Raw genomic sequence first — 23,213 nt, 5'->3', positions numbered from 1 at the left:
GTGGTTCGTCGAAAAACATCGTCACTAATGTCGAACAGCAACGGTCATCAGGGATGAATTTCATTACACACAAATCATAACAGAATGATTATTAAAGCTATTACACCCATATTTTTCTTATGGCATGGAATATGCTTGCGGCGCAGTAAACATTTCTATCACCCCGGAGGGTATGGCTATGAACCGCTTCGTCATTGCGGAGCCAACACGTTGTATCGGATGCAACACCTGCATGGCGGCCTGTACACAAGTACACCGACAGGCTGGGTTGCAGTCTCATCCGAGACTGACCGTTGAGCGTGACGCCGGAGGCACCGCCCCAGTGCTGTGTCGCCATTGTGAAGACGCGCCCTGCGCGAAAGTTTGTCCGGTCAATGCCATCACACATCAGGACAACGCCGTGTTGCTGGACGAAAACACCTGTATCGGCTGCAAACTCTGCGCCATCGCCTGCCCGTTTGGCGCTATCACGCCATCTGGCAGTACGCCGCTGGCGACACCGACGGCGTTTGACCAACACATCCCGCTGACATTGCTGTCCGATGTCCCCGTCAGCTTGCCGTCAGTGCATCCGATGCTGTCGTGGAACGCCGGGGTTCGCAGCATCGCGGTGAAATGCGACCTGTGTGATTTTCGTGAGCAAGGGCCGGAATGCGTACGCGTCTGCCCGACCCACGCGTTGTATCTGGTAGATGACACCACGCTGGACGATGCTATCGCCGCTAAACGCCGTCAGGCCGCACAATGGCCGCAGGGCAACGTCCCTTTCCCTCCCACCGGGGCTGACAGGGAGCAAAACCTATGATGACCGCATTGCAATTATTCACGCCACTGCAATGGTTGGGCCTGTCGTTGGCGCTGTATCTGGCAGGAGCAGTGCTTTCACTGCTGTGCTGCCGTCAGGAGTCGCTGGCTATCCGCTTAAGCGGGCTGTGTGCGCTGGCAGGGGGGTGTGCCGGTGTGCTGGCCGCCGCCCCGGTACTGCTTGGCGGCAATGTGCTGACTGCCGTATTCGCCGGGCCGTTTGACGCCTTCGCTCACCTGACGCTGCGCTTTGACACACTCGCGGCATTTATGACGTTAGTGATTTCGCTACTGGTCGCGGTATCTGCGTTGTATTCACTGGCCTATCTGGAAGAGTATCGCGGGCGCGGTGCCTGGGCGATGGGGTTCTTCATGAACCTGTTTGTCGCCTCGATGGTCGCGCTGGTGATCGTGGATAACGCATTCTACTTCATTGTGCTGTTCGAGGTGATGTCGCTCAGTTCCTACTTCCTGGTGATTGCCGATCAGGATGACGAGGCCGTCAGCGCCGGGTTGCTCTACTTCCTGATTGCCCACGCCGGTTCCGTGCTGATTATGGCGGCATTCTTCCTGCTCTACCGTCACAGCGCCAGCCTCGACTTCGCGGATTTCCGCCACGCGTCATTGTCGGCGCCTCAGGCTTCTGCGGTATTCCTGCTGGCGTTTTTCGGTTTTGGTGCCAAAGCCGGGATGCTGCCGTTACACGGCTGGCTGCCCCGTGCGCACCCGGCCGCCCCATCGCACGCCTCCGCGCTCATGTCGGGTGTGATGGTGAAGATAGGGGTGTTCGGTATCATCAAAGTCGGTATTGATTTACTCGGGGCGACAGAAACCTGGTGGGGCGTCGTCGTGCTGGCATTCGGCGCGGTCTCGTCGGTGTTGGGTGTGCTGTACGCGCTGGCCGAACATGACATCAAGCGTCTGCTGGCGTACCACACGGTAGAAAACATCGGCATCATTCTGATGGGTGTCGGCGTCGGCATGATCGGTATCGCCACCCATCATCCGCTGCTGGCGTTGCTTGGCCTGTTGGGCGGGCTGTATCACCTGCTCAATCATGCGGTGTTCAAGGGATTGCTGTTCCTCGGTGCCGGTGCGGTTATCTACCGCGTCCACACCAAAGACATGGAAAAAATGGGCGGACTGGCACGGTTGATGCCAAAAACCGCGCTGGCGTTTTTGGTCGGTTGTATGGCGATCTCCGCCCTGCCGCCACTCAACGGCTTCGTCAGCGAGTGGTTTACCTACCAGTCACTGTTCACTCTCAGCCATAACGGCGGCATGGGTCTGCGGCTGGTTGCCCCGATTGCCATCGTGATGCTGGCCATCACCGGTGCGCTGGCGGCGATGTGCTTCGTCAAAGTGTATGGCATCAGCTTCTGTGGCGCACCGCGTAGTGAAAAAGCTTCGCACGCCCGTGAAGTCCCCTGGCCGATGACACTCGCCATGCTGCTGCTGGCACTGCTGTGCATCCTGCTTGGCATCGGTGCCAGTGTGGTGGCACCGGTCATTACCCGTATCGCCGCCGACCTGGCACACACCCCGGCGGTCGCCATGGCACAAGGACTGGGCGTATTCCCCGGCGACAGCCAGCAAACCAGCCTCAACACCCCGCTGATCTTCATCCTGCTGCTGGCACTGCCGTTACTGCCGCTGATGATTTACAGCCTGCTGCGTGGCTCGCGCCTCGACTTTCGTCAGAAAGGCACACCCTGGGCTTGCGGCTACGGCTACGAACAAGCCATGTCAGCGTCTGCCGGTAGCTTTACCCAGCCGTTGCGAGTGATGTTCGCCCCACTCTATCGCGTACGTAAAACCCTCAACCCAGCCCCAGCCATGCAACAGGCGTTGGAGAAAACCACGCAAGCGGCAGCGCGTGCCGAACCCGTCTGGGACGACCATGTGGTCATGCCGGTCGTCAGCATCGTGCAACGCATCAGTCGGGCGGTGCAATGGATTCAGCACGGCGATTTCCGGGTGTACTGCCTGTATGTCGTGGCGGCGCTGGTGGCCCTGCTGCTGGTCACTCTGGTTTAAGGAGACGGAACATGACTCACGGTTCACTCATATTTCCGCTGCTGTGCGCGCTGTTGCAAGCCGTACTGCTGATGGCGGTAGCACCGCTGCTGTCCGGTCTGTCGCGCGTGCTGCGCGCCAAAATGCACTCACGACAGGGACCGGGACTGCTGCAGGATTATCGTGACATCGTCAAACTGCTGCGACGCCAGGAAGTGGCACCTCAGCACAGCGGCGGCGTCTTTCGCCTGATGCCATTCATCCTGCTTGGCACCATGCTGCTGGTGGCAATGACGCTGCCTGCCATGACTGACGCGTCGCCGCTCGGTGCGGCGGGAGATGTCATCACCCTGCTGTACCTGTTTGCGGTATTTCGCTTTTTCTTTTCACTGTCTGGTCTCGATTCCGGCAGCACCTTCGCCGGTATCGGTGCCAGCCGCGAGCTGACGCTCGGTATTCTGGTAGAGCCTATCCTGATGCTCGCGCTGCTGGTGGTAGCACTGGTGGCCGGTTCCACCAATATTGGCAACATCAGCGTCAAGCTGGCGAGCGGTCACTGGGTTTCCCCTACTGCCACCGTGCTGGCCTTACTGGCCTGCGCGTTCGCCACCTTCATTGAAATGGGCAAAATCCCGTTCGATGTCGCGGAAGCCGAACAGGAACTGCAGGAAGGGCCGCTGACCGAATACGCCGGTGCCGGGCTGGCGCTGGTGAAATGGGGCATCAGCCTCAAACAAGTGGTGGTCGCCACGCTGTTTCTGTCGATTTTCGTGCCGTTCGGCAAAGCAGAGACGTTGTCTGTCGCCTGCCTGCTGTGGGGTGCGCTGGCGCTGTTCATCAAGCTGGTGGTGGTATTTGTCATCGCCGCAGCTATCGAAAACAGCCTGGCGCGCGGGCGCTTCCTGCTGACCGGCCGGGTCACCTGGCTCGGATTCGGTGTCGCGGCGCTGGCGTTCGTTTTCTACCTGACTGGATTATAAGGAGTCGACATCCATCATGGAGAATATTGCTCTTGCCACCCTACTGCTGCCGTTTCTCGGTGCGCTGCTGATAGCGTTTGCACCGCAGCGCCTGGCCAAAGGGTTATGTACGCTGTTCGCCCTGCTGGCGACGCTCGGCATGGCGCTGCTGGCCTGGCGCTATTTCGATGGCGGAAAAACCGATTTGGTCGTGCCGCTTTATCGTTACGGTCAGGCAGATTTATTCGGTTTCGTGTTCGACCGCATCAGCCTGTTGATAGGCTTTGCGGTGGTATCCCTCGGTTTCCTGGTGAGCCTCTATTCCTGCGGCTACCTGACGCTGGGCAACCGCGAGCACCCGCACGATGGCAGCAACCGCTACTACGCGTTTTTGCTGGTGTTCATCGGTGCGATGGCCGGGTTAACGCTGTCATCCACCATCCTTGGTCAACTGCTGTTCTTTGAAATTACCGGCGGCTGTTCCTGGGCGTTGATCGGCTACTACCAGAAACCGAAGTCACTGCGTTCCGCGCTCAAAGCGCTGCTGGTGACCCATGTCGCGTCCGTTGGCTTGTATCTGGCGGCGGCCTGGTTGTTCGCCACCACCGGTACCTTCGCGCTCAGTGCCATCGCGCAACTGGACGACAGCAGCAAAATCATCGTCTTCAGCGGCATTCTGTTCGCGGCCTGGGGCAAGTCAGCCCAGTTGCCGCTGCATGTCTGGCTGCCGGATGCGATGGAAGCGCCGACACCGGTGAGTGCGTATCTGCACGCCGCGTCAATGGTAAAAGTCGGCGTGTATATCTTCGCCCGTGCGATTTTGTCCGCCGTTGAAGTGCCACATGTTATCGGTGTGGTTGGCGTCATCATGGCGACGATCACGCTGGTGTACGGCTTCCTGATGTATCTGCCGCAAAAAGACATGAAGCGACTGCTGGCGTACTCCACCATCACCCAGTTGTCTTACATTTTCCTGGCGCTGTCGCTGTCCATCTTCGGTTCGCGCATGGCCTTTGACGCCGGTATGGCCTACATCTTCAACCATGCTTACGCCAAGAGCCTGTTCTTCCTGGTAGCTGGTGCGCTCAGCTACAGCTGTGGTACCCGCATGCTGCCACAGTTACGCGGCATGATGGCCCGCCTGCCGCTGCTGGGTATCGGCTTTTGTGTCGCGGCGTTGGCGATCACCGGCGTTCCCCCGTTCAACGGCTTTTTCAGCAAGTTTCCGCTGTTTGCCGCCGGGTTTGCGCTTTCCAACGACATCTGGTGGTTACTGCCGTTGATGATAGTCGTACTGGTGGAATCGGTCGCCAGCTTTGCCTGGTTCCTCTACTGGTTTGGCCGCACGGTGCCGGGCGAGCCCTCTGAGGAAGTGGCATCCGCAACGCCAGTGCCGATGTCGATGAACCTGGTGCTGCTGGTGCTGATAGTGATGTCGCTGTGCTCCAGCGTTATCGCCGCACTCTGGCTGAAATAAGGAACTCCCATGACTGGATCACTTCTCGTCAATAATCTGGCAGGTTTGCTGATCATCACCTCGTTGCTGGTGATCGCTGCCAGAAAACCCACGGTGTCCGCCGCGCTGTATGCATTACAGTCGCTGGTGCTGGTGCTTATCTTTATCTCGCTGGGTGGACTACTCGGCTCGCATGAGCTGTATCTGTGGTCGCTGACCGCCTTTATCACCAAGGTGGTGATGGTCCCCGCCATTATGAGCTTTGCTTTCTGCCGACTGGCCGACCCGAAAGCCGATGGCGGTGTGATTGGCACCGCCACATTGATACTGATCGCCACCTTGATTGTGCTACTGAGCTACTTTGCCGTTTCACCGGTGAAACTGCCGATGGTCAATGACCTCAAGCCGGTGCTGGCGGTCTCACTCGGCCACTTCCTGATTGGTCTGCTGTGCATCGTCAGCCAGCGCAACATCCTCAAACAGGTGTTTGGTTACTGCTTAATGGAGAACGGCGCTCACCTGACGCTGGCGCTACTGGCGTACCGCGCACCTGAACTGGTGGAAATCGGCATCGCGACCGACGCTATCTTCGCCGTCATTGTGATGGCGCTGATGGCACGCAAAATCCACCGCACGCTGCACACGCTGGATGTTCAGCAACTGACTGCGTTGAAAGGATGAAACCATGACGACTTTGGATCTTTTTTCCCTGCTGCTGGGTGTGCCGTTTGTCGTCGCCCTGCTGGCGTTCGCCTGCCGCTTTACGGGCGCGGCGGCACGCTCGCTGGTGAGCCTGATTCATCTGGCGGGCATCAGTGCCCTGCTACTGGTGGCATTACTGGTAGTCTGGACTGTCTACCAGCAAGGTGAATTGCTGGCAGCGCATCGCTGGCTGCACCTCGACAGCCTGAGTGCGCTATTCCTGGCGATTCTTGGCGTCATCGGCTTTCTTACCGGCCTCTACTCAATGGGGTACATGCGCCACGAAGTCGACAGCGGCGAAGTCAGCGTTACCACGCTGTGCCACTACTACGGCTTCTTCCATCTGTTCCTGTTCACCATGTTGCTGGTGATCACCAGTAATAACCTGATCCTGATGTGGGCGGCGATTGAAGCCACTACCTTGAGTTCAGCATTTCTGGTGGGGCTGTACGGTCAGCGTTCCTCGCTGGAAGCCGCATGGAAATACATCATTATTTGTACCGTCGGCGTCGCGTTCGGTCTTTACGGTACGGTGCTGGTGTATGCCAACGCCGCCAACGTGATGGCAGAACCGGGCAATGCCATTTTCTGGACGGAAGTGCTCAAGCATGCCGGTGAGCTGGACAGCACGCTGATGCACCTGGCATTTATCTTTATTCTGATCGGGTTCGGTACCAAGACCGGCCTGTTCCCGATGCATGCCTGGTTACCGGATGCCCACAGTGAGGCACCAAGCCCGACCAGTGCCCTGCTCTCTGCGGTACTGCTCAACTGCGCACTGTTGGTTATCGTGCGCTACACCATCCTGATCAGTGCGGCCATCGGCCCGGAATTCCCGCAACGGCTGTTGCTGGTCTTCGGTCTGCTGTCGGTAGCTGTCGCGGCGTTCCTGATTCTGGTGCAGCGCGACATGAAACGCCTGCTGGCCTATTCCAGTGTGGAAAACATGGGATTGATCGCCGTCGCCCTCGGCATCGGTGGCCCGCTCGGTATTCTGGCGGCACTGCTGCATACCTTAAATCACAGCCTGGCGAAAACCCTGCTGTTCTGTGGTTCCGGTAACGTACTGCTGAAATACGGCACCCGTGATATGGATGCGGTGAAAGGCATCCTGCGTGTTGCACCGATTACCGGCGCACTGCTGGCCGGTGGCGCACTGGCGCTGGGCGGCATGCCACCATTCAACGTATTCCTGAGCGAATTTATGACGGTAACCGCCGGTATCCATGCAGGCCATTTACCGTTGGTGCTGGTGTTACTGGTGCTGTTGACCGTCGTGCTCGCCGGGCTGGTACGCATGATCGCCACCAGTGTGCTGGGTAGCAAGCCGGAAGCGGTCAGTAAAGGTGAGCTGGGCTGGCTCACCACCGCGCCAATGCTGATCCTGCTGGTATTAATGCTAGTGATGGGTACCCGCATTCCACAACCGGTCACCCATTTACTTGAGCGTGCTACGGCCATTGTGTTGAACGGTAATGCGTTGAACGGCAATCAAGCCGGTGAACAGGGACAACCCAGCATGGGCTGGCCCGCACTGAGCGCACGCACTACTACGCCGAGTACTACCACGCCGGATACGGCACCTGCTTCATCGTTAACCCCTTCCCGTCAGGAGATGTACCGTGATTAATTCATCCAACGCGACCAACGCTGAAAATCTGGGCGCGAATTATGTCGCTCATGTCAGACAGCAATTCCCGACGGTGATTCTGGAAGAAGAACGGCAAACCGCCAACCAATTGACGATCACCGTCAAACTGCATCAGTTGCCGGAAGTCGTCGAATACCTTTACTACCAGCACGGCGGTTGGTTGTCCGTCTTGTTTGGTAACGACGAACGCACCCTCAACGGCCATTTCGCCGTCTACTATGTGCTGTCGATGGAACAGGGTGAGAAGTGCTGGGTGGTAGTGAAAGCGCTGGTTAACCCAACAGTGCCGGAATTCCCCTCGGTGACACCGCGTGTACCTGCCGCCGTGTGGGGCGAGCGTGAAGTGCGTGATATGTACGGGCTGATTCCGGTCGGCCTGCCGGATGAACGCCGACTGGTGCTGCCGGATGACTGGCCAGACGAACTCTACCCGCTGCGTAAAGACGCCATGGATTACCGCCAGCGCCCGGCCCCTACCCGCGATGACGAATCCTACACCTTTATTAATGAAGCCACCGGCGACACCCGTGTCGTGCCTATCGGCCCCATGCATATCACTTCCGATGAACCGGGACATTTCCGGTTGTTCGTCGACGGTGAGCAAATCATTGATGCGGATTACCGCCTGTTCTACGTGCATCGCGGTATGGAAAAGCTGGCGGAAACCCGCATGGGTTACAACGAAGTCACGTTCCTGTCCGACCGGGTGTGCGGCATCTGTGGTTTCACTCACAGCGTGGCCTATACCTCGTCTATCGAGAATGCGTTAGGTGTGATAGTACCCGCCCGCGCCCACACAATCCGCAGCATTCTGCTGGAGGTGGAGCGTCTGCACAGTCACCTGCTGAACATCGGGTTGTCCAGCCACTTTGTGGGTTTCGACACCGGCTTCATGCAGTTCTTCCGGGTGCGTGAGAAATCGATGCAAATCGCCGAAATGCTGACCGGTGCGCGTAAAACCTACGGCCTGAATCTGATTGGCGGTATTCGCCGCGACATCCTGAAAGAAGACCGGCTGAAAACCATCAAACTGATTCGTGAAATGCGCGAAGAGGTTACACAACTGACGGACATGCTGCTGGGCACCGCCAACATGACGCAACGTACCCAGGGTATCGGCGTGCTGGACCGTCAGGTCGCACGTGACTACAGCCCGGTAGGCCCGATGATTCGCGCCAGCGGCTTCCAGCGCGATGTGCGTGTCGACCATCCGTTCTCCGGCTACCTGGACCTGCCGATGGAACTGCATCATCTGGATGGCGGCGACGTCTACTCCCGTGTACTAGTGCGGGTACGCGAAGTGTTCACCTCGCTGGCGATGATTGAATTCGGGCTGGACAACATGCCGGAAGGGCCAATCCTCAACGAGCACATCAACTATCAACCGCATAAATTTGCGCTGGGCTTTACCGAAGCGCCACGCGGCGAAGATATCCACTGGAGTATGACCGGCGATAACCAGAAGCTGTTCCGCTGGCGCTGCCGTGCCGCCACCTACGCCAACTGGCCGGTACTGCGCTTTATGTTACGCGGCAACACCATCTCGGATGCACCGTTGATCATCGGCAGCCTTGATCCCTGCTACTCCTGTACCGACCGCGTCACACTGGTGGACGTCCGTAAAAAGAAAATCACCACCGTGCCGTATAAAGAGATCGAACGCTACGGGCTGGAACGTACCCGCTCGCCGCTGAAATGAGGGAGGCCCCATGATTAAATTATTTAAAACCATCCTCAAGGCAGGCAACAGTACGGTGAAATACCCGTTCGCGCCGCTGGCGGTACCCACCGGATTTCGCGGTAAACCGGAGTATGACCCTGAGCAGTGTATCGGTTGTGCTGCTTGTACCATGGCCTGCCCGGCTAATGCCCTGACGATGGCCAACGATCTGGACAACGGCACCCGTACCTGGCAACTGTTCCTCGGCCGCTGCATATTCTGCGGCCGTTGTGAAGAAGTGTGCCCGACCCGTGCCATCGTGTTGTCACAAGAGTTTGAAATGGCGGTCGCCAACAAGGCCGACCTGTATCAGCGTGCCACCTTCCGGTTACTGAACTGCCATGTCTGCCAACAGCCGTTCGCCCCGCAAAAAGAAGTGGAGTACGCCATGGCGCTGCTGGCACACGCTGGGGTACCGGAAAATGAGGTGGAAGCACGCCGCCACCAGTTTGAAACCTGTCCGGACTGCAAACGCAAACAGAACATGAACCATCAGGGCAATGTGCAGTTGAGTCAGCACCTGTCCGCCCCGTCCACTCACAAGGGGAATGCACAATGAGTATGCTGCCCAATGGGGTCGACCATTACCAGACCACCCCGATTACGCTGGACGAACACGCTCAGCAGTTGAAAAAAACGCTGCTGAAGGATATCAAGCGTTCCGCCTATGTTTACCGTGTGGACTGCGGCGGTTGCAACGGTTGCGAGATAGAGATTTTCTCCGCTATTACACCGCTGTTCGACGCCGAACGCTTCGGTATCAAGGTGGTGGCGTCACCACGCCATGCCGATATTCTGCTGTTCACCGGTGCGGTCACCCGTGCTATGCGGACACCGGCGTTACGTGCCTATGAGTCCGCGCCAGACCCGAAAATCTGTATTTCGTACGGTGCCTGCGGTTGCGGCGGCGGCATCTTCCACGACCTGTACTGTGTATGGGGTGGCAGCGACAAAATTGTGCCGATCGATGTTTATATCCCCGGCTGCCCACCGACACCCGCTGCGACGATTTACGGTTTTGCGGTCGCACTGGGGCTGCTGGAACAAAAACTGCACGGCAGCGACCACCAGCAGGGCGACAATGAGAAAGCCGCACTGATTCATCCGGCACTGCCGCTGGATTTACGCGTGCAGGTAGAACGGGAGGCCCGCCTGATGGCGGGATACCGTCAGGGGCGTGAAATCAGCGATCGTTTCCTTGGGCTGCTGGAAAACCAGCCGCTGGAGGGGTTCGAGCAGCGCGTTACCGGCTGGCTTGATCAACACAACGACCCACGGCTGAACGAAATCGCTGGCCGGTTGTTGCGCATTTACCATGCCATGTTGAATGGGGAGATCCTGTGATGAGCAGTGTGCGTTTCTATGCCCTGAACCGCAAATTTCTCGACAGCCGCGACAAAATACCGGAGCAGGCACAACAGGTGATGTACTACTCGCTGGCGATTGGTCATCACGTTGGCGTCATCGACTGCCTGAAGCAGGTATTGCAGTGCCCGCTGGCGGACTTCGAAGGTTGGGTCGGCCAGTTGAGCGATGACGAAGCCCGCCGCAAAATGCTCGGTCTGTTACGCTTTGGTGAAATCACCATCGACCATACCCACACCGCCCTGCTGGGCGGTGCTTTCAGCGCGTTGGCTCAACACGACAGTCACCCGGAATGGACCGCGACATTGATGGAGTATCTCGCCGCGATGCAACGGGAACCGGCTCTTTATCTGATGGTGAAACGTATCGATGACTGAACATCTGCACACAGAACATCTGCCCAATGAAGCGCCACTGTATATCGAAAATATCGTGCTGGCGGTCGGCAATACCCTGATGGGGGATGATGGCGCAGGCCCGCTGTTGGCAGAGCGCATGAACCAGCATCCGGTGGTGGGCTGGTCAGCCATCGACGGCGGAGCCATTCCGGAAAATGCGGCACACACACTGCGGGAACTAAAACCTCGTCGCCTGCTGGTGGTGGATGCCACCGACATGGGGCTGGCGCCAGGTGAAATCCGTATCGTCGACCCGGAGCGCATCGCCGAAGACATGCTGATGAATACCCACAGCCTGCCGTTGAACTATCTGATCGACAGCCTGAAAGAAGATATTCCCGAAGTGATTTTCGTCGGTATTCAACCCGCTCTGGTGGCGTTTTATTTCCCGATTAGTCCGGAAGTCACCCGTGCGGTGGAACAACTACACCAACGCCTTGAAGGCTGGGAAGGGAATGGCGGGTTTGAGGTGATGGCGTGACATGCCCGCACAGTAACAAGCTATACCGCTGACCGCCCAAGGGGGTAGCAGGCAGACCGGATTCTGTCTCTGCCCCGAAACCGCGCGCCTATTTCTCTTCCAGTTGCAACACGGTGTGGGCCAGGCTAACTACCGTCGCCAGGCTGACATTAGTATTTTTATTCAGCGATTTATACAAGCTGGTACGGCTCTTGGCTCCCGCTTCTTTGGCCACCGTACTGTTGCCATGTTTGTCTACTGCGATTTTCAGTGCCGCCTGCAGAATTTCAGGCCGGTTCTCAATCACGGCATCATAGAAGGCTCGGGAGATAATATCGGCAAAATTCCGCTCCCTCACCGCCAGGGTGTGGCCAACATATGTTCCCTTTTCCCGTAATGCGGACGAAGAGATCGTGATATCCGGCCATTCCAGCGAACCATCAGGTAATAACCCAAATCGGATAAACTGGCTGGCATGTAAAAACACAGGATATGAGGCATAGCGATACAGGTTAACGTCGTATATCAGGCCGTCGTCATAGGTCAGACGCAACGAAAAATCGCCAATCGCGTCAACATCCACAATCTTATGCATAAACACCTCACAATTTTCCCGGATTCTTCCCGATGACCGCCTGTGCCCACATACTCAGCAATTGCTCACGATGCGCCATGATATGTGCAATCGCCAGCTTACGTTTGGTATTTGGCAGATATCCCTCTATCTCGGTTCCGGTACGAATACTGATGATAAGTTCATGATTGCCGTAGCAGACATGCACATGCGGCAAGTGGTGCCGCTCATCATCGTAAAAGTACAGATGGAAGATTAACCCTGCCAGTCTGTCAATCTCAGGCATTAACACTCCTTGTCCATCAACAGAGTACTCTTGTATCCCATGGGATACAATCTCCTTTTTCAATACTCTGCTTAATATTCTTTCAGTTCTCCCCCTGCGGAGGCCCTTTTAACTTTCTTCGGATTAACTTGCTCCGGAAACTGTCACGGGAAATGAACGTGCTGTTGATCACCACAAACCTGATCACCACACAACGTATCCATTTCAGCCGCTGTCGTGCCGCTGCCACCGCTGCCACCGCTGCCACAATAAATGCCGGATGACCTTACCTCGATAGAGAATGTTCAGATCTGGAATGCGTATTACAAACAAGTGCCCAGGCCCCCGCTCTATCCGACGTCAGGTATACATCGTCAAATCTGCCGAAGGCGGTCGTCGACACTCGACATCCGCCCATTTATCACGCCGACTTTCATCATCCATTCGCCTTTAATCTTTTATAAATCAAACCACTAAATCATAAGCATTCATTCTGGCATAAACCCTGCTTTGTGTATGGCGATGTGTCGGTGCCATGCCGTCGACATAACCTTTAGTCAACCAGAGCCGCGGAAGGAGACCCTGTCATGAACCGGTTCGTTTTAGCAGACCCCAAGAAATGTATTGGCTGCCGCACCTGCGAAATCGCCTGCGTGCTGGCCCACAGTGATGGTAACCCGTCATCGCTGTCTGCAGAGCATTTCGCACCGCGACTAAAAGTGGTGAAGGGGCTGAATGTCAGCACCACAATTCAGTGCCGTCACTGTGAAGACGCACCCTGTGCAAATGTTTGCCCTAACGGGGCGATCGTCCATGCCGGCGATCATATCCGGGTGCAGCAAGAGAAATGCATTGGTTGCAAAACCTGCGTAGTGGCATGCCCCTACGGTGCCATGACGGTGATCAGTAAACCGGTAGCGCGTATCAGCCATTATCAGACGCTGGGCAACTGCATTAAGGCGGAAGCGCACAAGTGTGACCTGTGTGAAGGACGTGCCAACGGTCCGGCTTGTGTCGAAGTCTGCCCCACCAAAGCCCTGCACCTGATAAGCAGAGACGACATTCAGGAGATGATCCAACGTAAACAGCGGCGCGCAGCACTTGATGAAGCCGCGGAAATGAAATTCTGAGCGTGCCGTCGGTACGATGAAGGAGAGCAATGTCATGCAGAAAGTGATTACCGTCTGCCCATATTGTGGGTCAGGCTGCAAAATTAACCTGTTGGTGGAAAATGGCAAAGTCGTCGGTGCAGAAGGTGCCAACGGCCTGACCAACGAAGGTGAGCTGTGCTTAAAAGGCTACTATGGTTGGGATTTTCTCAACGACACCAAACTGTTAACCCCACGTCTCAAACAACCGATGATCCGCCGCCAGAAAGGCGCGCCGTTTGAGGTCGTCTCCTGGGAAGAAGCCATCGACTTCGCCAGTTCTCGCCTGAAAGCCATCAAAGAGAAATACGGCCCGGACGCCATCATGCACACCGGTTCATCCCGTGGTCCGGGTAACGAAACCAACTATGTGATGCAGAAATTCGCCCGCGCGGTGACCGGCACCAACAACATCGACTGTTGCGCCCGCGTCTGCCACGGCCCGTCTGTTTCCGGGTTGCAGGTGACACTGGGTAACGGGGCCATGAGTAACTCGATTTGCGAAATCGAAAAAACCGACTGCATTTTAGTCTTCGGTTACAACGCTGCCGACTCTCACCCGATCGTGGCGCGTCGCATCATCAAAGCGAAAGAGCGCGGTGCCAAAGTTATCGTTTGTGACCCACGCCATATCGAAACCGCCCGTATCGCCGACCTGTGGCTGCCGCTGAAAAACGGCTCCAACATGGCACTGGTCAACGCGTTTGCCAACGTCCTGATCAACGAAGGGCTGTATAACTCAAGTTTCGTGGCGCAACACACCGAAGGGTTCGATGAATATCGCGCCATTGTGGCGAAATACACCCCGGAATACGTGGCAGATATCACTGGCCTTGACCCGCAGTTAATCCGCGATGCCATTCGCATGTATGCCGCGGCACCGTCAGCCACCATACTGTGGGGCATGGGTGTCACCCAGTGGACACAAGGGGTGGACGTGGTGAAAGGCCTGTCTGGCCTGGCACTGCTGACCGGCAACCTCGGTCGCCCGAATGTCGGCGTCGGCCCGGTACGTGGACAAAACAACGTTCAGGGTGCCTGTGATATGGGTGCGCTGCCGAACCAGTTCCCCGGCTACCAAAAAGTCACTGAAGCGGACGTGCGTGAGAAGTTTGCCAAAGCCTGGGGTGTGCCGTCGCTGTCTGACCGCATCGGCTACTCGCTGACCGATGTCCCGCACATGATCAAAGAAGGCAAAATCAAAGCCAATTACCTGATGGGGGAAGACCCGCTGCAAACCGAGCCAGACTTGTCGGTGGTGCGCGAAACCTTCAATCAACTGGAATTGCTGATCGTTCAGGATATCTTCATGACCAAAACCGCCGCCGTGGCGGATGTCATCTTCCCGGCAACCTCCTGGGGTGAGCATGAAGGGGTGTATTCTGCGGCTGACCGCGGCTTCCAGCGCTTCTATAAAGCGGTGGAACCCAAAGGCAATGTGAAGCCAGACTGGGAAATCATCAGCCTGATGGCTACCGCCATGGGCTATCCGATGCATTACAACAACACTCAGGAAATCTGGGATGAGTTGCGTAACCTGTGCCCGCTTTACTACGGTGCCACCTACGAGAAAATGGCCGGGCTGGGTTATATCCCGTGGCCGTGCCTGACCGAAGACAGCCCCGGCACACCGTGGTTGTATGCAGGTAACAAGTTCGACCGCCCGAACGGTAAAGGGTTATTGTTTGCAACAGAATGGCACCCGCCGATGGAGCAAACCGACGCCGATTACCCGCTGGTGCTCTCCACCGTGCGTGAAGTGGGCCACTACTCTTGCCGCTCCATGACCGGTAACTGTACCGCGCTGCAAACACTGGCAGACGAACCGGGTTACGTGCAGATGAACCCAGAAGACGCCGCCAAACTGGGCATCCGTGACCAGCAACTCACCTGGGTGGCATCACGCCGTGGCAAAGTCATCAGCCGGGCGATGGTCAGTGAACGCATCAATAAAGGTGCGGTTTACATGACTTATCAGTGGTGGATTGGTGCCTGTAACGAGCTGACACTGGATGAAGTTGACCCGATCGCCAAAACCCCGGAGTACAAGCACTGCGCGGTGAAACTGGAACCGATCGCCGACCAGAACTGGGCGGAAAACTATGTCAGACAGGAATACAGCGCCTTGAAAGCCCGTCTGCGTAAAGAAGCCGAAGTCGCGGGTTAATCCCTCTCAGCCCTCTCCGTCAAGAGGGGGCTGCTATTGCGTCCCCCTCCTTTTTCCGCGTTTTCCGCTACCACCGTCGTCGTTACGAAATCCCTTCAATTTCCCGGGCGGAAATCCCCATACGCTGCATACGCGACAATAACGTGGTGCGTTTAAGGCCAAGGCGTGCCGCCGCGCCTTTCGGGCCAGCAACAATCCCATTGGTTTCCCGTAAAACCCGGATGATGCGCTCGCGTTCTGACTCGTCGTCGGCCTCCTGCGGCACAGGAGTGGGCTCTACTGTCGGCATAATCTCATAGTGCGCGGGTTTGGGCACATCCAGCGGCGACAAATGGTGCTGGAGTTCATCCATATGTAAGTTGAGCGTGGTGCCGCGTGTCAGGATCACCGCCCGCTCCACCACATTTTCCAGTTCCCGCACGTTGCCGGGCCACGGCAAGCGACTCAACTGACGCAGCATATCGGAAGGGATACTGTCGATAGTACGGTTCATACGACGGGCTATCTTGCGGGTAAAAAACTTCACCAGCAGTGGGATGTCTTCCGGTCGCTCACGTAACGGCGGAATAACAATCGGGAACACATTGAGGCGATAGTAAAGATCGCTACGGTACTCACGGTCCGCCACCATTTGTTTCAGGTCACGGTTAGTCGCGGCAATTAACCGCACATTCACCGGGATAATCTTACTGCCGCCCAGCCGCTCTATCTCCCGCTCCTGTAGTACCCGCAGTAGCTTGGGCTGCAACTCCAGCGGAATATCCCCAACTTCATCTAAAAATAACGTGCTGTTATCCGCCAGCTCAAAGCGCCCCTGACGCTGGCTGGTCGCGCCGGTAAACGCCCCTTTCTCATGTCCGAACAGGTCGCTTTCCAACAGGCCAGAAGGAATCGCGGCACAATTCATTTTCACCATGCGTTGTGATTTACGTTGGCTCAGGCTATGAATAGCGCGGGCAATCAACTCTTTACCGGTGCCCGTTTCTCCCAAAATCAACACCGTACTGTCACTGGCGGCGACCATCGCCACCTGTTCCAGTACCTGTCGAATCGCTGCGCTACGGCCAATAATCTCGCCAAACTCGTCGCCACTGCGCTGATGGATATGTTCGGTCAGTTGCTCCGTCAGATAGAAGTTTTCATGGATCAACGAATCCTTCAGCCGGGTAATTTGCTCATACGCCAGCGCATTATCCAGCGCAATGGCGATGCGGGCAGCAATTTGCCGCAGCAGCCGCAGGTCAGCCTCGCTCACAGCAAGCGCAGTGCGATGCGCCAGCTCCAGTACACCGAGTGTGCGGTTCCCGAATACCAACGGCAACAGACACACATGAGACAACTCACGGTCAAACCACTGACAAAGTGGACGTGGGTCTTTAGCCGCCAGTCGTGTCGGTACGTCTATCAGTTGCGGCTGATGTTGAGCCATCACGCTGTCAGCCAGTGTTTGCGCCCGCTCCACTTCGCCTTGTACGGTTTTGGGTGCGCCGGATGCCGGATACACCGTGGCAAGATACTTCAGTGGGTTGTCTTGCTCTTCGCCGTCTTTCAGCACCAGCGCGATAAAATCAATACCAAAGAAGCGGTGGATCTCGCGCGACACCTCCAGCGCCAGCGCTTTCAGCTCCAGTTTGGAAATCACGGTATTGGTGACATCCACCAGAATACGCAGGTGATCCCGCTCGTGGCGCAACCGCTCTTCTTCCTGCAACACTTGCTCACGCTCACGAATATTTTCCACCACCAGTGCAACCACGCCTGCCAGCGCCTGAAAAAAATCCAGTTCGCTGTCAGTAAAGCGGCTGCCGTCGGTTTTAAGAAATTCGACCCCGCCCAGTACTCGCTGGGTGCCACGCAGCGGCAACTGGCAATAGTCGCTTAATCCGGCGTAGGCGGGCAGATCGGTCAGATGGGGGAAATCACGCTGAAAGTGTGTCCGGTCACAGTGCAGCACGGTTTGAGTGCTCCACACGACACCACCGGGGCCATTGGCCAGCAGAATCGCCTCTTCGCTACACAGCGTCCGCCCGGAGTCACGATCGTGGCGGTAGAAATGCATCTGGTTACGCAAAGGGTCGAGCAGGATGACGTTGACGCGACCAAACCGCACCACCGAGAACGACACACCGTCCAGGCACTGCAACAGATCAGGTAGGGTGCGCTGTTGCAACAGCGACTGAGAAATTTTCAACAAGGCATCCTGCCAGAGAATAGACAGCCGGGACGGGGAGTCTGTCAGTCGTGTCGCCATAACCACCGTAATCCAATCTCCATAGATAGTGTGGGGAAATAGTGTAAGTGCTTCACTGGTGAAATGACACGTCACCTCACCAATAGCTTGATCTGAATCGTGCTAAACCGGGGTTAGCGAGCCACAACCGGTTATCCGATGAGCGGTGATCAGTGGCCAGACAGGTAATAATAAGAATTATTTATAATTAAGGCTGCAAACGGTGTGATTATCATCACCTTCTCACACGGCGGCAAGTACGGTTTCGTGTTTTTTCTTTTCGCGCCGAGTGTATAAAACTCCACCACAAAAGCACTTCATTGCAACATTCCAATTACATGCAGAGAATGAAAACAACATTTGCGTTCCATTTTTACGCAATACAGGCAGGTGATTAAAATGACTGTCATTTTTATTTCATGGTCAACATCACTCTTCATCCCACGGCCCATTATATTTTTATAAATACGAAGGGTAATTCCTGTTTATTAATCCAACACGTTATCAATCAATAATACCGTCATCCTCCCTTAGCGATAAATCCCCCGGTCATTATTGGTGATATTGCTGACTTCATCCAAGATATAAGAAAAAGTTATGATTAGTGCAAAAACCACCTTTCACCACAAAAAAATAAACACTAATTAATTGAAAATTATGGATTTATTTAAATCATACCAACGATAGCCAGTTAAGATTTTCGTGATGAATAACCGAAAAATAGCGTATTTTGAGCCCGATTAAGTGATGCATTTCATTTTCTTCGCAGAAAAAAAGGGCAAAGCGCGCAATTCGTTGTAATATTCGGCGCGGCAGACACAGCACCCCACAAACAAATCAGGGTATCGGTCCACGCATGTCTTACGGCATATCTGACCGCTACGCTGCAATAACACTGGTGTTGTCTGGGTACATTCATCAACATGAGGTTTATATGCAAAGGCAGAAGTTATTAATACAGATAATGCTGGCGATCGTGCTCGGTATTCTGATTGGCTGGGCATGCCACACTTATCTGGATGGCGCCCGCGCCAAAGAAGTGGCGTCGTACTTTAATATGGTTACCGATATTTTCCTGCGTCTGATCAAGATGATCATTGCACCGCTGGTATTCGCAACCCTGGTTTCCGGCCTGGCCAGTATGGGTAACTCTTCTGCCGTAGGTCGCGTCGGTATCAAAGCCATGACCTGGTTTGTTACCGCGTCTTTCCTGTCATTGCTGATCGGTATGATGCTGGCGAACTTCTTCCAGCCGGGCACCGGCATGAACCTGGTGGCTTCGGCCAGCCACGTCACTACCGGCCTGAATACCGATGGTTTCACACTGAAGAACTTCATCAGCCATATCTTCCCGAAAAGTATCATAGAAGCGATGGCTAACAACGAGATCCTGCAAATTCTGGTGTTCTCGCTGTTCTTCGGCTCGGCGCTGGCTTACGTCAAGCACCACAACAAACAGGCCAACTTCATTCTCTCTACCATCGAAGAGCTGGCTAAAGTGATGTTCCGTGTCACCGATTACGTGATGGCGCTGGCACCTATCGCCGTCTTTGCCGCTATCGGTTCTGCCATCACGACTCAGGGTCTGGGGCTGATCTATGACTTCGGTAAGCTGATTGGTGAGTTTTATCTGGGCCTGGCGCTGCTGTGGGCGGTGTTGTTCCTGGTGGGTTACGCCTTCCTCGGCCGCTCTATTGCCGTACTGGCGCGCCTGATTCGTGAACCCACCATGCTGGCCTTCGCGACCGCCAGCAGTGAGTCCGCCTATCCGAAAACCATGGATGCGCTGACCCGTTTCGGTGTACCGAAGAAAATCACCAGCTTCGTGCTGCCGCTGGGTTACTCCTTCAACCTCGATGGCTCTATGATGTACCAGTCATTTGCCATCCTGTTCATCGCTCAGGCCTACAATATTGATCTGAGCATGACCCAGCAAATCCTGATCCTGCTGACGCTGATGATCACCAGTAAGGGGATGGCGGGCGTTGCACGTGCTTCTGTGGTGGTAGTTGCCGCCACGCTGCCGATGTTCAACCTGCCGGAAGCCGGTATCCTGCTGATTCTGGGCATCGACCAGTTCCTGGATATGGGCCGCACCGCGACCAACGTTATCGGCAACAGTATCTCTACCGCCGTGGTGGCCAGTCTGGAAAAAGACATCACCGACGACGAAGAAGAAACCGAGCCGGAAGTGGTGTTGCAACAGGCCAGACAAGACGCCTGATCCAGTCCATACCTCCAGCATTTGAACGCAGACAGCGGCCACCCGGCCGCTGTTTTTTATTACGCTGTTCGCAACGCCGTCATTGCCCGCCAGAATGATTCCGACGCCACATTCAGCCGCGCATCCAACCGATACAGATACACCTGCATCTTCATTACTGCGTTATCCAGCTTCAACACCGTCAGCTCTTTGTTCGCCAGCTCATCACGGATCGAGTAATCCGGCAGCCAGGCGATACCGTGCCCCTGCTTAACCATACGTTTGAGTAAATCACTCATTGAGGAGACAAAACTCACGGTAAAACGCTCCGATGCCAGCGTGGAGAGGTAGCGATTGACCTGACGGCCCATGTAACTGGTATCGGTATAATTGAGTAACGGCAACGTGGCGGCGCGCACATCAAACTGCGGTTTGCCGAGCGCGTCGCAGGCGCAAACCGGATACAAGGTAGAATCCATAATGCGGGTATGACGAAACGGTTCTGACATCAACTCCTCGTTATAAAAGGAGAAAATGAAGTCACTGCGCCCTTCTTTAAGGTTGAGAACCGCATCATCGACATCGATGGATTCGACATAGAAGATTTTCTCTTGCACATCCGGCACGCTTTTCAGCAATTCCGGCATCACAAACACCGACAGCGAATGGGCTGCGGCAATCGTTATCTTATTTTTATAGTGGCTGCCGCCGTGCAATTTATGAATCTGATATTCCAGATCGTCGAGGGTATTGCGGATGTGGGCATGAAAAATCTTACCCTGCTCGGTCAGTTGCAACGGCTGCGCCCGGCGATCAAACAGGTCAAACCCTACGGCCTCTTCCAGCGCCCGAACACGTCGGCTGAACGACGACTGTGAGATGTTACGTGTCTCCGCCGCCAGCGTGAAACTGCGGTGTTCTTCCAGTGCAATGAAATCATATAACCATTTGGTTTCAATATTATTTAGCATCATCAACCGCCGTTTTGAAAACGCATTCTACGCATAATGTGTATGGCGTTATGCAAAACATACATAGAGGATGGGAATTTCGCAATTCACATTTCCAGGCGCTGTGCGATGATTTTTCCACTCCAGACTATTCGCAGTGAGGCGGAAAACGTGAACCCTGTAATCGGAATTCTTGGCGGCATGGGGCCGGGTGCCACCGTAGACGCCATGCAAAAACTTATCCGGCAAACCCCGGCACGTAAGGATCAGGAACACATTCCGATGATCGCCGTGTCTATCCCAGATATTCCGGACCGTACCCAGTGCATTCTCAATCACAGCCCGTCGCCGCTGCAAAAGATGATTGAGTACATGAGAATTCTGGAAAACGCGGGAGCCACCTGCATCATCATTCCTTGCAATACCGCGCACTACTGGTTCGAGGATTTGAAGCGACATACTCAGGTAGACATGATCAGCATTATTGATGCCGCCTGCCAGCAGGTCGCCGAACAACGCGTCCATCACGTCGGCATTCTGGCGACGACCGCCACCGTGCGCGGCAATATCTACCAGCATGCACTCAGTGGTCAGCAGGTGCGCTGCACCCTGCCTGATGAGGCACAGCAGCAGGCGGTCATGAACAGTATCTATGCTTACAAGGCGGGTGATTTCAACCAGTCTCGCGAACTACTGCTGCCGGTCGCCGATTCGCTGCGCCAGCAAGGGGTAGAAAAAATCATTCTGGGTTGCACCGAGCTGCCGCTGATTCTGGAGCCAGAAGTCAGCGCCACACCCGATGCCTACCTGGATGCCACCGACGCACTGATCAAACAAACTATCGCCTGGTATTACCGACAAGTGACACATCCCCTCGTTGCAGCGTAATTTTTCTCTGTTGACCACGGTATGCACTCACCGGCATTTGTTATGATAACGTGAGGTGACAATGCAGAGACCGACTGACAGAGCATCATGAAAGCAAAACCAGTAACGCTCAATGACGTGGCAGCTTACGCCGGTGTGTCATACCAAACCGTTTCCCGGGTACTGAATCAGGCACCTCACGTCTCGGTACGTACACGGGAAAAGGTAGAGCAGGCGATGGCCGCGCTCCACTACATCCCCAATCGGGTAGCACAGCAACTGGCGCGCCGCAGTAGCACGACCATTGGGCTGGCGACAATCGACCTATCACTGCATGCGCCATCCCAAATCGCCGCTGCCATCAAAACGACCGCCAGCGAACTGGGGTTCACGGTGGTGATCTCCATGTTACGTGCGGCCGATGGTAATGACGTCCAGCGCGCCGTTAACGAATTACTGTCACAGCGGGTAGATGGCGTCATCATCAACGTCCCACTGGAGCAAGAAGAGGCGGAGCACATCCATCAGTTGTGCGCGGCCACACCAGCGTTGTTTCTCGACACGGCACCTACCGCCAACCTGCCCAGCGTGATGTTCGACCCGCAGCAGGGTGCGAAGCTGGCTATCGACCATCTGGTAGAAATGGGGCACCGTCGCATCGCCTTGCTGACCGGTCCGCAAAGTTCGGTGTCGGCGCGTTTGCGTTACGAGGGCTGGCAGAAAGCGCTAGCCGCCAACCTGTTAACCCCTTGCGCCATCGCCGAAGGCGACTGGAGCGCCAGCTCAGGGTATCAGCAGGCGCATTTACTGCTGGCAAATTCAATCCGCCCCACCGCGATTGCCGTCGCCAACGACCAAATGGCGCTGGGCGTTCTGCGGGCGATTCATGAATACGGCTTGCGCGTACCGGAACAGATCTCGGTCATTGGTTTTGACGATACGCGTGACAGCGCCTATTTCCAGCCGCCGTTAACCACCATCCGTCAGGATTTCAGGCAACTGGGCCGGGAAAGCGTCAACCGGCTGCTGGACTGCCTGCAACACCCGCACACACCAGCCCCACTGCGGTTAAAAACGACCCTGGTACCACGTCAAACCACCGCGGCCTGGCGCCCTTCCACCCTGTCGCCACAGGATGTCGCCCAGCAGTTGATTAGTCTGGCACGGCAGCTACAGCGTTAGCCGCTCCCTGCGGATGCCGGTTTTGTGATCGATACCACTTTCCGGCATCGCTGCACTTTACTCATATTCGGCAAGCCGCGATCCTGACAAAAATTG

General features: G+C 55.7%; 20 protein-coding genes. 16 read left to right on the top strand and 4 right to left on the bottom strand.

Annotated elements, in window-relative coordinates:
• Positions 1-178: 178 nt before the first annotated feature.
• The 11 genes from FAZ14_RS19425 to hycI are packed head-to-tail and all read left to right on the top strand — an operon-like array spanning position 179 to position 11,552.
• Positions 179-805 carry a 4Fe-4S dicluster domain-containing protein gene (locus FAZ14_RS19425; protein ID WP_016943637.1) on the top strand — a complete coding sequence of 209 codons (627 nt, stop codon included), beginning with the start codon at positions 179-181 and terminating at the stop codon, positions 803-805.
• A complete protein-coding gene (gene hyfB, locus FAZ14_RS19420; protein ID WP_038926119.1) occupies positions 802-2,841 on the top strand; it encodes a hydrogenase 4 subunit B in 2,040 nt (679 codons plus the stop codon). Before FAZ14_RS19425 ends, hyfB begins: the two co-directional genes overlap by 4 nt.
• 11 nt (positions 2,842-2,852) lie before the next feature.
• Complete coding sequence (locus FAZ14_RS19415) at positions 2,853-3,800, top strand: respiratory chain complex I subunit 1 family protein (RefSeq protein WP_038908492.1); 948 nt, start codon at positions 2,853-2,855, stop codon at positions 3,798-3,800.
• Between the two features lie 16 nt (positions 3,801-3,816).
• Entirely contained in the window at positions 3,817-5,256 is a 1,440-nt protein-coding gene (locus FAZ14_RS19410; protein ID WP_016943634.1) for a hydrogenase 4 subunit D, read from the top strand.
• Positions 5,257-5,265: 9 nt separating this feature from the next.
• Positions 5,266-5,916: a hydrogenase 4 membrane subunit gene (gene hyfE / locus FAZ14_RS19405; RefSeq protein WP_012885275.1), complete on the top strand. Its 651-nt coding sequence runs from the start codon at positions 5,266-5,268 to the stop codon at positions 5,914-5,916.
• Positions 5,917-5,920: 4 nt separating this feature from the next.
• A complete protein-coding gene (locus tag FAZ14_RS19400; protein ID WP_016943633.1) occupies positions 5,921-7,567 on the top strand; it encodes a hydrogenase 4 subunit F in 1,647 nt (548 codons plus the stop codon).
• Positions 7,560-9,287 (top strand): hydrogenase large subunit, encoded by a 1,728-nt coding sequence (locus FAZ14_RS19395; RefSeq protein WP_038926120.1) that lies wholly within the window; start codon positions 7,560-7,562, stop codon positions 9,285-9,287. Before FAZ14_RS19400 ends, FAZ14_RS19395 begins: the two co-directional genes overlap by 8 nt.
• A 10-nt stretch (positions 9,288-9,297) precedes the next feature.
• The gene (gene hyfH / locus FAZ14_RS19390) at positions 9,298-9,867 is read left to right on the top strand and encodes a hydrogenase 4 subunit H (RefSeq protein WP_016943631.1); all 570 of its coding nucleotides are present in this window, start codon (positions 9,298-9,300) and stop codon (positions 9,865-9,867) included.
• Entirely contained in the window at positions 9,864-10,652 is a 789-nt protein-coding gene (locus FAZ14_RS19385; protein ID WP_012885279.1) for an NADH-quinone oxidoreductase subunit B family protein, read from the top strand. The genes hyfH and FAZ14_RS19385 overlap by 4 nt, the downstream gene beginning before the upstream one ends.
• Positions 10,652-11,050: a formate hydrogenlyase maturation HycH family protein gene (locus tag FAZ14_RS19380; RefSeq protein WP_016943629.1), complete on the top strand. Its 399-nt coding sequence runs from the start codon at positions 10,652-10,654 to the stop codon at positions 11,048-11,050. Before FAZ14_RS19385 ends, FAZ14_RS19380 begins: the two co-directional genes overlap by 1 nt.
• On the top strand, positions 11,043-11,552 hold the full coding sequence (gene hycI, locus FAZ14_RS19375) for a hydrogenase maturation peptidase HycI (protein ID WP_016943628.1): 510 nt from the start codon (positions 11,043-11,045) through the stop codon (positions 11,550-11,552). The genes FAZ14_RS19380 and hycI overlap by 8 nt, the downstream gene beginning before the upstream one ends.
• 88 nt (positions 11,553-11,640) lie before the next feature.
• On the opposite strand, the gene dhiA is transcribed toward hycI, so the two are convergent.
• Entirely contained in the window at positions 11,641-12,126 is a 486-nt protein-coding gene (gene dhiA, locus FAZ14_RS19370) for a type II toxin-antitoxin system antitoxin DhiA (RefSeq protein WP_016943627.1), read from the bottom strand.
• Between the two features lie 7 nt (positions 12,127-12,133).
• On the bottom strand, positions 12,134-12,391 hold the full coding sequence (gene dhiT / locus FAZ14_RS19365) for a type II toxin-antitoxin system toxin DhiT (protein ID WP_016943626.1): 258 nt from the start codon (positions 12,389-12,391) through the stop codon (positions 12,134-12,136).
• Between the two features lie 566 nt (positions 12,392-12,957).
• Between dhiT and FAZ14_RS19360 the strand changes: the two genes are divergently transcribed.
• Both FAZ14_RS19360 and fdhF read left to right on the top strand, forming a co-directional pair.
• Positions 12,958-13,500, top strand: a complete 543-nt coding sequence (locus tag FAZ14_RS19360) for a 4Fe-4S binding protein (protein ID WP_016943624.1) — start codon at positions 12,958-12,960, stop codon at positions 13,498-13,500.
• A gap of 34 nt (positions 13,501-13,534) precedes the next feature.
• A complete protein-coding gene (gene fdhF / locus FAZ14_RS19355) occupies positions 13,535-15,685 on the top strand; it encodes a formate dehydrogenase subunit alpha (protein ID WP_016943623.1) in 2,151 nt (716 codons plus the stop codon).
• A gap of 82 nt (positions 15,686-15,767) precedes the next feature.
• Here the strand turns inward: fdhF and flhA are convergent, their stop codons facing one another.
• Positions 15,768-17,936 carry a formate hydrogenlyase transcriptional activator FlhA gene (gene flhA / locus FAZ14_RS19350; protein ID WP_153509042.1) on the bottom strand — a complete coding sequence of 723 codons (2,169 nt, stop codon included), beginning with the start codon at positions 17,934-17,936 and terminating at the stop codon, positions 15,768-15,770.
• Between the two features lie 913 nt (positions 17,937-18,849).
• Here flhA and FAZ14_RS19345 point away from each other — a divergent pair.
• Positions 18,850-20,139: a dicarboxylate/amino acid:cation symporter gene (locus FAZ14_RS19345; RefSeq protein WP_038926122.1), complete on the top strand. Its 1,290-nt coding sequence runs from the start codon at positions 18,850-18,852 to the stop codon at positions 20,137-20,139.
• A gap of 59 nt (positions 20,140-20,198) precedes the next feature.
• Here FAZ14_RS19345 and hypT read toward each other — a convergent pair whose 3' ends face one another.
• Positions 20,199-21,089, bottom strand: coding sequence for a hypochlorite stress DNA-binding transcriptional regulator HypT (gene hypT, locus FAZ14_RS19340; protein ID WP_029456622.1), 891 nt, complete (start codon positions 21,087-21,089; stop codon positions 20,199-20,201).
• 108 nt (positions 21,090-21,197) lie between these two features.
• Here hypT and cuyB point away from each other — a divergent pair, with 108 nt between their 5' ends.
• Positions 21,198-21,956: a cysteate racemase gene (cuyB, locus tag FAZ14_RS19335; protein WP_016943620.1), complete on the top strand. Its 759-nt coding sequence runs from the start codon at positions 21,198-21,200 to the stop codon at positions 21,954-21,956.
• 87 nt (positions 21,957-22,043) lie between these two features.
• Positions 22,044-23,117 carry a LacI family DNA-binding transcriptional regulator gene (locus FAZ14_RS19330; protein ID WP_153509041.1) on the top strand — a complete coding sequence of 358 codons (1,074 nt, stop codon included), beginning with the start codon at positions 22,044-22,046 and terminating at the stop codon, positions 23,115-23,117.
• Positions 23,118-23,213 lie beyond the last annotated feature (96 nt).

The sequence above is a fragment of the Dickeya oryzae genome (genome assembly GCF_009372235.1).
In the GTDB taxonomy this organism is placed as follows: Bacteria; Pseudomonadota; Gammaproteobacteria; order Enterobacterales; family Enterobacteriaceae; genus Dickeya; species Dickeya oryzae.
Note: the sequence above shows the minus strand (reverse complement) of the source record. Positions and strands in the feature narration are given on the sequence as shown.

Coding starts and splice junctions, on each gene's coding strand:
- FAZ14_RS19425 (WP_016943637.1), top strand. CDS start 179: ATGAACCGCTTCGTCATTGCGGAGCCAACACGTTGTATCGGATGCAAC.
- hyfB (WP_038926119.1), top strand. CDS start 802: ATGATGACCGCATTGCAATTATTCACGCCACTGCAATGGTTGGGCCTG.
- FAZ14_RS19415 (WP_038908492.1), top strand. CDS start 2,853: ATGACTCACGGTTCACTCATATTTCCGCTGCTGTGCGCGCTGTTGCAA.
- FAZ14_RS19410 (WP_016943634.1), top strand. CDS start 3,817: ATGGAGAATATTGCTCTTGCCACCCTACTGCTGCCGTTTCTCGGTGCG.
- hyfE (WP_012885275.1), top strand. CDS start 5,266: ATGACTGGATCACTTCTCGTCAATAATCTGGCAGGTTTGCTGATCATC.
- FAZ14_RS19400 (WP_016943633.1), top strand. CDS start 5,921: ATGACGACTTTGGATCTTTTTTCCCTGCTGCTGGGTGTGCCGTTTGTC.
- hyfH (WP_016943631.1), top strand. CDS start 9,298: ATGATTAAATTATTTAAAACCATCCTCAAGGCAGGCAACAGTACGGTG.
- FAZ14_RS19385 (WP_012885279.1), top strand. CDS start 9,864: ATGAGTATGCTGCCCAATGGGGTCGACCATTACCAGACCACCCCGATT.
- FAZ14_RS19380 (WP_016943629.1), top strand. CDS start 10,652: ATGAGCAGTGTGCGTTTCTATGCCCTGAACCGCAAATTTCTCGACAGC.
- hycI (WP_016943628.1), top strand. CDS start 11,043: ATGACTGAACATCTGCACACAGAACATCTGCCCAATGAAGCGCCACTG.
- dhiA (WP_016943627.1), bottom strand. CDS start 12,126: ATGCATAAGATTGTGGATGTTGACGCGATTGGCGATTTTTCGTTGCGT.
- dhiT (WP_016943626.1), bottom strand. CDS start 12,391: ATGCCTGAGATTGACAGACTGGCAGGGTTAATCTTCCATCTGTACTTT.
- FAZ14_RS19360 (WP_016943624.1), top strand. CDS start 12,958: ATGAACCGGTTCGTTTTAGCAGACCCCAAGAAATGTATTGGCTGCCGC.
- fdhF (WP_016943623.1), top strand. CDS start 13,535: ATGCAGAAAGTGATTACCGTCTGCCCATATTGTGGGTCAGGCTGCAAA.
- flhA (WP_153509042.1), bottom strand. CDS start 17,936: ATGGCGACACGACTGACAGACTCCCCGTCCCGGCTGTCTATTCTCTGG.
- FAZ14_RS19345 (WP_038926122.1), top strand. CDS start 18,850: ATGCAAAGGCAGAAGTTATTAATACAGATAATGCTGGCGATCGTGCTC.
- hypT (WP_029456622.1), bottom strand. CDS start 21,089: ATGCTAAATAATATTGAAACCAAATGGTTATATGATTTCATTGCACTG.
- cuyB (WP_016943620.1), top strand. CDS start 21,198: ATGATTTTTCCACTCCAGACTATTCGCAGTGAGGCGGAAAACGTGAAC.
- FAZ14_RS19330 (WP_153509041.1), top strand. CDS start 22,044: ATGAAAGCAAAACCAGTAACGCTCAATGACGTGGCAGCTTACGCCGGT.